Annotated in this window: 9 protein-coding genes; 1 reads left to right on the forward strand and 8 read right to left on the reverse strand. The window is 70.1% G+C overall.

What is annotated here, in order from left to right:
- The coding region (locus HALOF300_RS21420) for an HNH endonuclease (RefSeq protein WP_156742935.1) at positions 1-1,814 on the forward strand (1,814 nt) is incomplete at its 5' end.
- A gap of 627 nt (positions 1,815-2,441) precedes the next feature.
- Here HALOF300_RS21420 and HALOF300_RS21425 read toward each other — a convergent pair.
- The 8 genes from HALOF300_RS21425 to HALOF300_RS21460 form a co-directional block, all read right to left on the reverse strand.
- A complete protein-coding gene (locus HALOF300_RS21425) occupies positions 2,442-3,389 on the reverse strand; it encodes a teichoic acid biosynthesis protein C (protein WP_156742936.1) in 948 nt (315 codons plus the stop codon).
- A 128-nt stretch (positions 3,390-3,517) separates the two neighbouring features.
- The gene (locus HALOF300_RS21430) at positions 3,518-5,410 is read right to left on the reverse strand and encodes a hypothetical protein (protein WP_156742937.1); all 1,893 of its coding nucleotides are present in this window, start codon (positions 5,408-5,410) and stop codon (positions 3,518-3,520) included.
- Positions 5,411-5,546: 136 nt separating this feature from the next.
- Complete coding sequence (locus HALOF300_RS21435) at positions 5,547-8,147, reverse strand: GH116 family glycosyl-hydrolase (protein ID WP_156742938.1); 2,601 nt, start codon at positions 8,145-8,147, stop codon at positions 5,547-5,549.
- A 20-nt stretch (positions 8,148-8,167) separates the two neighbouring features.
- The gene (locus tag HALOF300_RS21440) at positions 8,168-9,088 is read right to left on the reverse strand and encodes a carbohydrate ABC transporter permease (protein ID WP_156742939.1); all 921 of its coding nucleotides are present in this window, start codon (positions 9,086-9,088) and stop codon (positions 8,168-8,170) included.
- Complete coding sequence (locus tag HALOF300_RS21445) at positions 9,088-10,023, reverse strand: carbohydrate ABC transporter permease (RefSeq protein WP_156742940.1); 936 nt, start codon at positions 10,021-10,023, stop codon at positions 9,088-9,090. Before HALOF300_RS21445 ends, HALOF300_RS21440 begins: the two co-directional genes overlap by 1 nt.
- A gap of 84 nt (positions 10,024-10,107) precedes the next feature.
- Entirely contained in the window at positions 10,108-11,454 is a 1,347-nt protein-coding gene (locus tag HALOF300_RS21450) for an ABC transporter substrate-binding protein (RefSeq protein WP_156742941.1), read from the reverse strand.
- A 44-nt stretch (positions 11,455-11,498) separates the two neighbouring features.
- Positions 11,499-12,629, reverse strand: a complete 1,131-nt coding sequence (locus HALOF300_RS21455; RefSeq protein WP_231955677.1) for a DUF4185 domain-containing protein — start codon at positions 12,627-12,629, stop codon at positions 11,499-11,501.
- Positions 12,630-12,640: 11 nt separating this feature from the next.
- On the reverse strand, positions 12,641-13,741 hold the full coding sequence (locus tag HALOF300_RS21460) for a glycoside hydrolase family 172 protein (RefSeq protein WP_156742943.1): 1,101 nt from the start codon (positions 13,739-13,741) through the stop codon (positions 12,641-12,643).
- Positions 13,742-13,770 lie beyond the last annotated feature (29 nt).

Consider the following 13,770-nt stretch of genomic DNA (forward strand, 5'->3'; position numbering starts at 1 on the left):
AATACCCCGCCACCCCCACCACCGCCGACGGCACTGACAGCACGGCCGCCACCGACGCCACCGTCGGGACTGACAACGGCGGCCCGGACGGCACGGACGTCACCGGGGACAGCGGCGACGCCGAGGGTGCTGACGCCGCCGGCGGGACGTCCGAGGCCGACGAGGCCAACGGCACCACCGACGGCTCCGCCGGCACCACCGCCGATGCCGCAGGCGGTACCGGCACTACTGGCACTGCTGGCACTGGCGTTGCTGGTCGGGTGCAGACGGTCGAGGAGTTCCTCCTGGACAACGCCGCCACACGCTCGCCCGAAGAGCTGCGCAGGCTGGTCGATCACTTCGTCGCGATCGCCGACCCCGACGCCACCGACAAGGCCCACCGGGCCGCGTCCGACCGCGAATACCTCAACCTCGACCGGACCACGGACGGCTACCACGTGGCCGGGTTCATCACCCTCGAACACGGCCAATACGTCCGAACCGCCCTCGAAGCGATCATGGGCAAACCCGCCGCCGACGAGACCCGCACCTCCTCCCAACGCCGCGCCCAAGCCCTCAGCGACCTCGCCCACACCGCCCTGGACCAGGGCAAGGTCGGCACCTCCGGATCCGTACGCCCCCACCTCGGCGTCCTGATCAGCTACCCCGAATTCCTCGACCTCATCAACACCACCCAAGCAGCGGCCGACCAGACCACCGACGGAGCCGGCGACAAAGCACCAGCAGCCGCACCGGGTGGCTCAGCCAGCGACCCAGCGCCGGTCGCGGCCCCGGAGCCGGTCACCGAGCCGCTACCCGGCCTGGACACCATCACCGGCCCCGCCGATGACCCTGCCGAGCGCGGCCCCCGCAGCAACAGCGCAACCGATCGGGAAGCCGCCCCGGCGAACGAGCCCCGCGCTTCCGCGCAAGCACCCACCCCGGCGAGCACGCTGACGGGAGCCGCCACCGACCCTGCCCAGCGCAACCCTCGCAGTGGCACGTCGACCACAGCGGACCAAGAAGCCGCCCCGGCGAACGAGCCCCGCGCTTCCACGCAAGCGCCCACCCCGGAGAGCACGTCCGCGGCCACAGGTCTGCCGGACTGCAAGTCGCAGGCCGTCGGACCACTGGGCCAACCCGCCACCGGCACCAACGGCACCGGCCTGCCCAGCAACGGCACCGGCACCGCCCTGCCCGGCACCGACAGCACAGCCCTGCCCGGCTCCGACGTGACGGCGCTGCCCGGCACCGACAGCACCGCCCTGCCCGGCTCCGACGGCACAGCCCTGCCCGGCACCGCCGTGACGGCGCTGCCCGGCACCGACAGCACCGCCCTGCCCGGCTCCGACGGCACCGCCCTGCCCGAAACTGCCGCGCCGAGTACCGGGCGGGACTGGGCCGCGCTACTCGCTGCCGGACCGGCGACGTTCATCGACAACACCGGGCCCGTGCCCCGGGACCTGCTCGACCGGATCATCGGCTGCGCCGGCGAGACCTACCGGATCATCTTCGGACCCGACAACGAGATCCTCAACCACGGCCGCGCCCACCGCCTGTTCACCGCCGCCCAACGCCGCGCCGTCATCGCCCGCGACCGCCACTGCGTCTACCACGACTGCACCGCCCCACCCGAACACTGCGAAACCCACCACGGCACCCGAGACTGGGCCGACGGCGGCAACACCGACCTCCACGACGCAGCCCTGGTCTGCCGCTACCACCACCACCTGATCCACACCCACAACATCACCATGATCCGACGCAACGGCACATGGCACTTCTACCGACCAGACGGCACCGAGATCCTCCCCACCCGAAACCCCTGGAACTGACTGCCTCGATGAATGCCTAGGTCTGACGCCAGGATCCAGGGCGACCACGGGCGAACGAAGGGCGCCGACGGCATGGCCAAACACTTGAGCCGCCGAGCCGGGCCCGGAAACACCCGTTCCAGCCGGTCACATCTGGCTCAGGACCGCCTGAGCCGAGGGCCTGAGCGGGAAGAGTAGGTCGGTCAATGCGTACCAACCCACCGAGGAGATCTCGACTGGCATCTGCATGTCGATCACACCGGTGGCCTCCTCGCAGCGAAACGCGTGCGCACGGTACCTGCTGTCGCTGCCGGGATAGCCGAGGTCGTGAGTGCTATGAGGAGCGACGTCGCTGGCACGCAGGTGAGATCGACGTCGCCTCGGGAACCCGTCCTCGACCGCAACGCTCGTGCTGCACCGGACGGGCGACGAGAGGAGGACCTGAACGAGGGCGCGGACTCGCACGTACGCCCGCCCGGCGGCTTCGATACACACGGCGAACCCTGGCAGCTACTCGACCGTCAGACCCGGCAGTGCCCAACGCCGTCGCGGCGAGTTCCCCCGCACACGATCGAGCGTGCGCTCCAGATCACCCGGGCCCAGCCGACGAGCGCGCTCCGCGCTGGTCGATCTGAACGACCTGGTCTGTCAGCACCGCTCCAAGTAGTAGATGTTCGAGCGGCGATCGCCGATGACACCGGAGGCAAAACCGAGGTAGAGCCGCGGCCGTCCTTGGCGGTACTCGATCGCGAGGCCTTCGGGCTCGCGGAAGTCCAACTCGGCCCCTGTGACGTTGTGAACCCGCTCCACCAGCTCTCCGGTGCGCCAGTCAATACGTCCCAAGTGGGTGTTCCCGGGCACAGGGTTGGTGTCGCTGTAGCTGTTCCCGTCGATTGTGTACATGGAGTCGCCGTCGAGCGCGTAGCCCTGGAAGGTGCCCAGGCCCGCTGGCCGGGCGAAGTCGGCGACCGGATCCGGCACCCGACCGCGCAGAACTTCGCGCAGCGGCAGGATCGCCACCCGCTTGTCGACCCCGCTCCAGTAGGAGACGGCCATCCGGCCCCAGCGGTGATCGATAGCACAGGTGTACTCCTGCGCGTCCGGCACCGGCTGGTGATCAGTCGTGCGTGGATCGTCCTGATCCATGGTTGCGCCGTGCTGCCAGGGCACCTGCTTGAGCACTGTGCCGTACCCGTTGTCGTTCACGCGGCCCTCGATCCACAGGTCGAGCCCACGGCGGCCGCGGTGCACCCCGAAGGAGACCGCATGCCCGTAGCCGAGCAGGGTCATCCAACCGCGGATCCGCCCGCGCCGATCCATCTCGGTGATCCGCAGGTCGCCGGCTTTACCCGGGGAGCCCGCAAGCAGTTGGGCGACGAAGAGCCCGCCGTGGTCGGGCTCGAAGGCGAACGACTGCTGGATGGTCTCTGAGGACAGGGAAGCGCCGGTATAGAGCGGCAATGCCTCGGCGCCGAGGTCGAAGTACGGCGATCGCGCCGACGCCGACCATGCGCCCGCGCCCAGAAGTCCCGTTGCTAGCCCGCTCGCTGCTCCGAGGAGAAGGACGCTCCGACGATCCCACTGTTTCGTGTCCACTGCTTCTCCCCATCGAGGCCGCCGGCCGGCGGCTGGCAGTCACCGAGGCTACCGATGGCCGGAGGCGCCTTCGGCGCGCGCTCCGATGAGCGGGTGCGACCGGCTCCGGATCGGTCGTGGTGTGACGCCTACTGGTAGCTCACGAAGTCCGGCATCGGCGTCACGGCGTACGTCTCGGCCGGGGTCAGCATCGGGAGATCCTCGTCGATGAAGTTCTTCCATCCCCAGTGAACCCCGGCCGGGGCGTTCACGTGGAGTGCCGTCCAGGTTCCGGCCTTCGCTGCTTGGGTGCCCTGTCCGTCGGCATGGATGAGTAGGGCCACCTCGGCGCGGGTCGTGTCGAGGTTCTCGCGGCCCTCGATCATCGAGAGGCTGAACTGGTGCAGCACGATCAGTTTCTGCGGCAGCCGATTCGTCTGGACGAAATCGGCGAGGTAGTTCACCACCGAGTTGACCTCGTCGATCCCGACGTGCCCGATCTGACGCAGGTGCACCTGATCCGGCTCGAGGCGCCACTCCGGGTCGAGCGCGATGCCCACGTTCGGGTACTGCAGCAGCGACTCGTACTGTTGCATCTGGTCGAGGAAGCTCGTCCGGCCGGGCTGGAAGTCCAGCACCACATACTGACCGGCGGCCTGGGCGGCCTCGATCAGCGGCACGAATCCCTCGGCGGCCCACTCGTTGGAGTAGTTCCCGTCATCCCCGGCGCTGCCGGACGCGACCGTCACGATGATCTCGAGCGCCGGCACCACGGTGTCCGTGGTGAGCGGCTGGTACGTGGCCGCGGTATCGGCGGCCCGCTGCACGGTAGCGGGCGTGTCCTGCTCGCCGAGCAGGCCGAGCGACGGGGTGTGCGGGCTTCCGTACAGGGCGACATACCGCTTGCCGGAGAACACGAGCTGCCCACCACCGGGCAGCTGCGTCCCGGTCGCCGCGGTCTCGCTCTGCCAGGTGAACTGGGCCAGGTCACCGTAGGTGGTTCCGATGCCGACCACAGATGTCGCCGTGGCGAGTGCGGCCATCGCCTCCGCCGAGGCACGCGGGTCGCCCGGGATGGCCAGCACGGTCCCGCCGGCTGCGCGCACGGTGCCCACGGCGGCCACCTGGACCGGGTCACCGTCCGCGAGCGCGACGACCCCCTCGAGCCGTTCCGTGGGTTCGAACTCAGGCATCTCACCGACCGCATCCGGCGCCTGATCCGGGTCGACGGCGTCGCTCGGGTCGGGCTCGGCGGGGTCGCCGGAGCCGGTCGGTTCCGCGGGGTCGGTCGAGTCGGCGTCGCCCGCGTCGGCCCCGTCGCCCGCGTCTGCCGCCGAGGTGGCGTCGGCCTCGCCCGTATCGGAGGCGCTGGGCTCCGCCGCACCGTCGGCCGGCTCCGTCGCGGCCGCGTCGGTGGCCGCCGGATCCGTGGCGGAGGACGTCTCGGTCGGGTCGGCCGGATCGTCCGCAGCGACCTCCGGCCACACCTGATCGGTCGCCAGCGCGGCAAGTGCGGCGACCTCGCCGCCCGCAGTCGGGAGCTCCGCCTCAGTGAGCTCGAGGCCGAGCAACTCCCCGAGGTCGCCCACGTCCCCGGGTGCCGGCTGGATGTTCAGCCCGGTGATGTCGATCGACTCGAGGACGACCCCGCCGACCGTGACCACGGTGCCGACCCCCAGGCGAATCCACTCCTGCTCCACGCCCAGGTCGTCCACTCCGGTCAGCAGCACGGGCGCGCCGAGCGCCGCCCCGATGGAGGCCGCACGGGCGCTGGCGTGCGCGTCGGCCGCGGGCGCGACCACGACGACCTGCGCGGACTCGAAGAACGTCTGGCTGGCCATCATGGCCAGCTCACTCGCGTCGCTGGACGCGAACAACGTCGTCGGTTCGGCCGGAGCCTGGGTGACGGCCGCCGGCCGTGGTCCCTCGGACGTCGTCGGATCCGACGGATCGGGATCGAGGTTCACGTTCCCGTCGCAGCCGGCCAGGACCAGGAGCGTAGCCGCCAGAACGGCGAACAACGCGCGCGAACGATGACGCAAGGGATCTCCCGCCCAGATCTCGACTCACTGACAACCCCGGTCGCCGGGGGCAGCACCACTGTACGCAATGGATCTGAGCATCCGGCGGGACCTCGTACCCGGCCACCCGCCGGATCGGGCCACCCGCCGGATCGGGCTACCTGCCGACCCGCCGGACCTGCCGGACCTGCCCGGCCCCCAGTCGTAGCCCTTCGTCGATCCGCTCGCCGCCGAGCACCAGGGCCGCCACGACGAGTTCCCCGCCCAGACAACGCAACTCGTAACCGCCGTCGTCCTCGCGCAGGTCGCCCCAGCCCTCGTCGGTCAGCACCGGCCAACTACCCCCGACCGGCGGCGCGTCCAGCGCGAGCGTGCCGGTGGTCGCGTCCCAGCGGTGCCCGGTGACGGCGTCCAGCACGCTCCACCCGGAGAGTGCGCGCACGTAATGGTCACCGCACTCCACCTGGTTGTACGGGTTCCGGCGGCGCCCGTCGTACCGGCCGTGCAGCCCACGCAGCACGGCGTCCGCCTCGGTGGTGAGGCCCTCCATGATCAGGTGCGCCGCCAGCTGCCCCTCGGAGCCGGTCCACACCTCGTCGCAGTAGCGGGTGGGCACCTCGGGCCGCCCCCCGCTGGGCCAGGTACACATCAGCAGCCCGGTCTCGTCACCGTCGGCGAACACGCGGTAGCCGTTGACGAAGTCGGTGAATCCGGTGCGCAGGTTGTGGCGCACCACCGACCGCAGCGCCGTGCGCACGTGCTCGGCCGGCAGGATGTGCCCGAGGCCGAGCAGGTGCGCCCACCACTGCCCGATCAGCTGGTCGCTCAGGCAGCCGGACTCCCACTGGAACACCCGCGGGTCGCCGTCCTCGAGTACCTGCACGTAGTACTCACCATTGAACAGCGCCGCGTCGTAGGCGACGCTGCCCTGCTCGAACCAGCCCCGCCACCGCCGCGCGACGTCGACCCGCCCCACGAGCACCGCGAGTTCCTCCCCGGCCCGCAGCGCCGCCAGCCACAGTGTCCCCATGAACGGGTTGAGCCCGGCGAGGTCGATGTCATGGGTGGACGGCTGGATCCCGTGCAGCATCCCGGTCCCGCCGGCGTCCCACTTCGCCGCCACGTACTCGACGAGGCGCTCCACGTTCGGCCAGTACCGGTCCAGCCACTCCTGCCCCGCGCCGCCGCGCACCTCCCGGTACGTCTTCAGCACGGTGCCGAGCATCCCGTCCAGGGCGGGTTCCTCCGGCCCTCCGATCATCCGGTCCCACAGCTGTGGCAGGTACGTCGGCGAGATCACCCGGTGCGGGACGAACCCCTCCGGCGCCTGCATCACGTCGAACTCGCACTCGCGCATGTCCCGCTCGATCTGCGGGAACAGCCGGGCGATCCCCTGGGCGTAGTTGTACACGTGGGTGCAGTTCAGCGGGCAGGATCCGCCGACCGACCCGCCCCACATCGTCGTCGAGGCGCCCTGCACCCCCTCGAACCCGAAGAAGTGCCCGTCCGCCGTCCGGAAGAACGTCGGGCTGCGCACGATCGCGGCCTGCGCCGCGAGATGCTCGACGGCGTCGCTCGCCAGTGCGGTCCCGCGCAGCATCGTGGTCCACGCCCGGGAGTCGGCCTCCAGCTCCGCCCAGTCGCTGCGGACCCGGGCGGCGACCGCCTCCGCGTCGGCGTACACGGTCGTGTAGTGGTTGCCGAGCCAGAACCGGGTCGGCCCCCACTCGGGCCGGATCCCGCCGAACTGGATGAAGTTCATGTACCGGTTCGGGAAGTGCCAGGTCAGCGCGAACCGCACGGTGACACTCTGGCCCGGCTCGACGGAGAACTGGGCGGCCAGACCACCGTTCCAGGTGCTGCCCACCGGGCTCGCCCCGGAGGCGGCCCAGGTCCCGCTCGGCTGCGGGTCCGCCACCGTCGGCGGCAGGTGCGCCCAGTCCTGCGCCCCGAACGGGTGCCGTGCGCGCAGGAAGTCCAGGAACTGGCGCGGGTGGGTCCATTGGGGCAGGGCCGAGGTGTACGGGGCGTCCGCGGTGAGCACCATCTGCCCGGCGCCGGGGTCCTCGGGAGCAAGCGTGTGGTTCTCCAGGATCAGGTCGGTCCACCCGTCCCGGCGCCGGATCCGGTTGGTGTTGCCGCCGTACCCGGGCGCCCGCACGCCGTCGGGCGCCAGCGTCCCATCCCCACCGACGGCGTTCTGCACCGCCCCGCCCAGCCACCCGTGCACCGGCGTGACGTCGGTGTTCGTGATCGTGAAGGTGAACATCGCCGTCGGCAGGCTGCTGCGCTCGATGTCCAGCGGCACCATCGGGGTGAACGCCTCGAGGCTGATCCGGACCGGCAGCTCCTCGTCGTGATAGTCGACCCGACCGAACGGGTAGGTGCCCGTGAAGGTCGTGCCCTGGACGCCGTCGGAATCGGCGAGCAGGTCCCGCTGCCACTGCGGCACCTCGTCGTCGCTGACCATCGGGGTCCGCGTGGCGGCCGGGTCCGCCGGGGGCGCCTGGAGCACGCGCACCGCGTCGAACGGCGGCTCCCACTGCGCGATCCGGACGGCGAAGAAGGAGTACGGCAGGTCGCCGCGGTGGTTGCCGATGTTGTGCAGCTGCCACTGCCGCAGGCCGCCGTCGGCGCCGATCGCGAGGTTCCCGGTGCCGATGCCGCCGAGCGGCATCGCCACGTGCCGGCCCTGCGCGTGGCCGATGGAGCGGGCGACGGCGGAGGTCGCCTCCGTGGTCGGGCGGGAGTCAGTCATCGGTGCCGTTCGTCGTGGTGTCACTTGATCCCGGAGATCCGGATGCCGCTGATGATGTACCGCTGGAAGATCAGGAACAGCACGATCACCGGCGTCGCGGCCAGGGTGGACCCGGCGAGCAGCAGCCCGTACTCGACGCGCCGCTCGGACCGGAACGTGGCCAGGTACTGCTGGATCTGGGTCAGCGCGGAGTCCGGTTCGGTGATCGTCATGATCGGCCACACGTACGCGTTCCAGAATGCCAGGAACGAGGTGATCCCGACCACCACGAACACCGGCTTGGACATCGGCAGGAAGATCGCCGTGAAGATCCGCCAGCGGTCCGCGCCGTCGATGAGGGCCGCCTCCTCGATCGACGTCGGGATGCCCAGGTAGAACTGCCGGATGAAGAAGATGTGCACCGCCGCGGCGGCCCCCGGGACCACCAGGACCGCGAGCGTGTTCAGCATCCCCATCCGGGTCACCACGATGTAGGAGGTGAGCAGGATCGCCATGCCCGGGATGAACATGGTCATCAGCACGACCACCCAGATGGTGCGTTTGAAGGCGAACTCCAGCCGCGCGAAGACGTACGCCGCCATCGAGTTCACGGCGAGGCTCAGCGCCGCGAACAGCAGCGCCCCACCGAAGGACACCCCGACCGCCCGCAGGAACTGCGGGTCGGAGGCGATGTCGACGTAGTTCTGCGGTTGCCAGACGTCCGGGAAGAACTGGAACGGTGAGCTGACCACCTCGTTGCGGGCCTTGAACCCGGAGATCGCCATCCACGCCAGTGGGAACAGCGCGGCGAGGAAGATGAGCGCCGAGTACACGTACCGCAGCACGGACCAGCCCGGGCCGCCGGCGCGAGCCGACCGCCGGTGCCGGCGCACGGCGTCGCGCGCCCCCGCCGACAGGGCGGGGTCGGCTTCTGTGACGATGATCGGTGCGGACGCAGCCATCAGGCATCCACCGCCTTCTCGGAGTTGATCACCCTGAAGATCACCGCGGACAGCCCGCCCAGCACCACGAACAGCAGCAGTGCCGCGGCGATCGAGTAGCCGACGGTGTCGTCGTTGGTGAAGCGTAGGAAGATGTGCAGGTTCGGCAGCAGGGTGGACTGCACCGGGCCGCCGGAGGTCATGATCAGCGGCAGCTCGTACTGCTGGATCGTGGCCACGAAGCAGGTGACGAGCAGGTACAGGCCGATGTTGCGCATCAGCGGGATCGTGATGAACACGGTCCGCTGCCACCAGTTCGCCCCGTCCAGCTCGGCCGACTCGTAGTAGCTCTCCGGGATGTCCAGGAGTCCGGCGAGCATGATCAGTGACGCGAGCCCCAGGCCGAGCCAGATCGCCGGCGCGGTCAGCGCGAGCAGGGCGGTGCTGGCACTGCCCAGCCACGGCTGGTTCTCGAACCCGACCAGACCGATGAGCCAGTTGAGCAGCCCCTGCCGGTACTCGTAGATGAGCACGAACACGATCGAGGCGATCACCCCCGAGATCACCGTCGGGATGTAGATGCTCACCTTGAGCAGGGTTCCCATCCTCTGCCCCATCGCCTTGACCAGGTTCGCGAACACGAACGCGAGGATCAGGATCGCCGGGACCACGATCACCGAGAACCGCAGGCCCCGGCCGATCGAGGCCCAGAACACCGGGTCGGCGAGCACCTGGCGGAAGTTGCGGAGCCCCACGAACACCGACTCCGTGTAGAAGCTCCAGTTGAAGAAGCTCACGTACCACGCGTAGACGAGCGGCCACAGCACGAAGATCCCGAGCAGGACCAGCGCCGGGGCCAGCATCAGGAACGCGATCCGGTTGTCACGGTGGGCCGGCTTGGGGCGGCGGCGCGCCCGGGCCTGTGCCGGTGGCGCCTGCGCCTGGATTGTCGTCATCTCATCACCTTCGAAGAGTTCCCCGGTCGGAAGAGGCCAAGGCCGGGCGGGTGGGCCCGACGGGCCGCACCCACCCGTCCCGCGTCAGCTCCCCGTACCGGCCAGTTCGGAGTTCGCGATCTCGGTGTTGATCTTGTCGTTCGCCGCGGCAAGGGCCTCGGACACCGGGGTGCCCTGCATGGCGGCCTCGATGGCCTCCCCCATCGCCAGGCTGACGTTCCACGGGTAGCCCGGCTCCGGCTGCGCGAACGGCACGATCTCCTCCTGGATGACGGCGTTCCACGGGTTCACGGTGTCCACGTCCGGTAGGGCGCTGATCGCCTCGGCCACGGACACCCGCGGCGAGACCTTGGAGAACTGGGTGGCCTCGAAGAACGGGACCACGTTCTCGGTGTCGCCGCCGAGCGCCCACTCGATGAAGCCGGCGGCCTCCTCGGCCACCTCGGTGTTGCCGTCGACGGCCCAGGTCCAGCCGCCGAGGGTCGCGGTGGTCTGGCCGCTCTGCCCGTCGAAGGAAGGCATCGGGGCCACCGCCACGTTCGGGACCAGGTCCGGGTAGTCGTTGAGCAGCTGGCTGGCCGCCCAGGAGCCGTTCGCCATCATGGCGTACTGCCCGTCACCGAACGTGGACGCGTCCGGGTAGCCCACGCCGTCCGCGGGCGGCAGCGCCCCGCTGGCGAACAGGTCCTGGAACGCCTGCAGCAGCGGTGCGTAGTCCTCGGTCGCCATGCCCTCGGACCAGTCGTCACTGATCGGCAGGTGCCCGGCCACGTTCCACTGGTAGCCCCACGTGGACCAGGACAGGTCCGGCGCGTTCTGGGCCAGCCGCATCCCGAACACCTCGTCGTTCGTGAGCAGTTCCGCGTCGGCGACCAGTTCGTCCCAGGTGGTCGGTGGCCCGTCGATCCCGGCCGCCTCGAACAGGTCGGTGCGGTACCAGAGGATCGCGGACGGCTCCACGAGCATCGGGTACGCGTACTCCTCGCCGTCGACCGTGACCGAGCCACGCACGTTCTCCTGCAGGTCGTCCCAGGCCTCGGCGCTGATCAGGTCCGAGAGCGGGGTGATCTGGCTGGTGAGCGCGGCGTTGCGGACCCCGCCGTAGTTCATGGTGCGGATGTCCGGGGCGTTCCCGGCGGCCTGCGCGGCCGTCATCCGCTGTTCCCAGGCATCGCCGGGCACCGCGGTGAGGGTGATGTGCACCTCGTCCTGGGACTCGTTGTAGGCGTCCACGACGCCCTCGTACCACTCGTTCTCCTCGTCGGTGAACGACTGTTGCCAGAACGTCACCTCGGTGACCCCCTCGGGAACCTCCTCGCCACCCGCGGAACCTTCAGGGCCGCCGTCGGGCGTTCCGCTGCAGGCCGCAAGCACCAGAGCGGTGGCGGCCACGACACCGAGGCCGCCGGTCAATCTGCGTGTCGAACGCATCTCATCCTCCTTGATGATCGGCTCCGGGGGAGCCTCGGTTGGTTTCACGCGGGCGCCGGCACGAGGTCGGCGCTGTACCAGAACACGTTGTAGGGACCCCAGATCGAGAGCGTGAAGTAGATCGTGAGGCCGTCATCGCTGACGTAGCGGGAATTCAGGTACGGGCTGTACAGCCCGGGCGTCTCCGCCTGGGTGGTCAGCACGTGCGGTTCGCTCCACGGACCCCAGGGGGTGATGCCCTCGGCGAGCACCGCGTCCCCGTCCGTGGAGTAGGTCATCAGCCACCGTTCCAGCGTGGGGCTGTAGACGACGGAGAGTTCGCCGATGGTGCCTTCGAGGACGGTCTGCGCGTCCGCCATCGCCTCCGACCAGATCGGTTCCCCGTCGTCCTCGGTACCGGCGAAGTACCGATACGCGGCCAGGTCCTCGACGGCCTCGGTGCTGGCCGGGACCTTCATCAGCTGCACCCCGCCGAACCGGCCGGACGGGATGGACCAGAAGTACAGGAAGTCCTCCCCGTCCTCGATCACCTCGGCCACGGAGACCTGGACGAAGTTCGAGTCGCCGGGCCACTGCGGGGCGGGCAGGGTCTCCCAGCTGGCGCCGCCGTCGGTGCTGCGGGCCAGGCCCGCGTGGTTGGCATCCCACTGGCCCGGGTCGCCCCAGTGCCGCACCGACATGTACTGCAGGTAGAGCGTCTCCCCGACGGCGAAGCCGTAGGTGGGGATCTTCGTCACCTCTCCCCCGGCGTCGTTGCCGTCGTGCTCGCCGGGAACCACCTCGAGGGCGAGCCCGATGTCGTCGAGCAGCCAGCCGTCGAACTCCAGGCCGTCGGTCGGGTCGTCGTCTGTGGTGTAGGCCACCGCGTTCGAGCGCCAGTTGCCGCCCTGACCGCCGACGGCGTCGGGATCGCGGGTGCCGAACGTGTCCCCGAACACGAGGTAGGTCGTGTCGCCGACGTTGAACATCGAGCCGAGGTCGGTGCCGGCCACCGCCACCGCCGCGGTGTCGTTGAGGGTGCTGTCCGGGCCGGTGAGCTGGGCGATCCGGGTGACGTCCGTGACGCCGTCGAGCACGAACGGGCGGTCGGGATCGGTGTTCACGTCGGGTCCTCCTCCGGTCGAGCCGCACGCGACCAGTGCCGCCGCGGCGGCCGTCGCCGAGATCGTCGCCATCCTCGCCCGCCTCATCCCAGCCTCGGCAGCCGCTGGCCCACCGGCGCCAGCGTGAGGTGTTCGGCGGGGAACTCCTGGTACCAGTAAGCGGTGGAGGAGAGGTCGTCGCTGCGGCGGTTCGCGTGCCCGTGCTCGATGGTGACCCGGATCGACGTGGTGAACGGCACCGGGTCCTCGATGTGGAACCGGTACGTCGAGACCTGCCCGGACCAGTTCTCACCGCCGGGCAACGTGATGCCGTGGTACGGCGCGCTGTAGCTCTCCGACGGGCACCAGGCCGTGTTGAAGTAGTCCTCGGTGCCGGTGCCGTGCAGGCTCGGTGGCCACGCCTCGCCGTCGACGAAGATCATGTCGTCGCCCTCGCCGTACCAGTTCCACTCGGCGGTGTGGCGCAGGTTCGTCACGTTCAGGACGCAGCCGACGTAGTGCCCGCGGCCGGTGGTCTCCAGGATCGTGTAGTTGCCGTCCCCGGTCAGGTTCGGCCCCTCGAAGAGCAACTGGGAGTTCGTCAGGCCCGCCGCCGTTGTCTCGTCGAGGCCGGCCGTCGGGTTCTCCCGGTTCCAGGACGCGTGGAACCGTCCGAGGCCGTCCTCGAGGAGGTCGAAGGCGTCGTAGTCGATGTAGTAGTAGAACCAGAGCACCTCGTCCGCGCACTCGCTGATGATCTCGAACCGGGCCCGGGTCGCGAAGGGCATGTGGAAGAACGAGTTCAGCGCCTTGCCGTCCTGCGGGCTCATCTGCAGCGGCGCCGACGCGTAGTTCACGGTGCGCCCGTGCCCCACCCCGAAGAAGTCCCCGAGCGGCACGAGCACCGACGGGTGCGGCGAGTCGTCCCAGTAGACGGCAAGCACCAGCTTGCGCAGGAAGTCCCGGTCGGCGCTGTCCGGGCTCGGCGCATCCCGAGGGGCCACGGTCATCCAGATGTGGTTGATCGAACCGGCGCCGCGCAGGTCGGCGAGCTCGACGGTCTCGCCGGGGTGCAGCGTGAGCCGGTCCTCGTTGCCCCCGGACCGGTCCCAGCTGGACGCGCGCAGGCGCCGGTGCGTGCGCAGCCGCGGCAGGTCGCGCAGGCTGCTGCCGTACGGGCCGTAGCCCCCCAGGGCGGTTACCATCTCGGTCCTCTCCATCTCCTCCGCGGTCA

Source organism: Occultella aeris, assembly GCF_902703175.1.
GTDB classification, from domain to species: domain Bacteria; phylum Actinomycetota; class Actinomycetes; order Actinomycetales; family Beutenbergiaceae; genus Occultella; species Occultella aeris.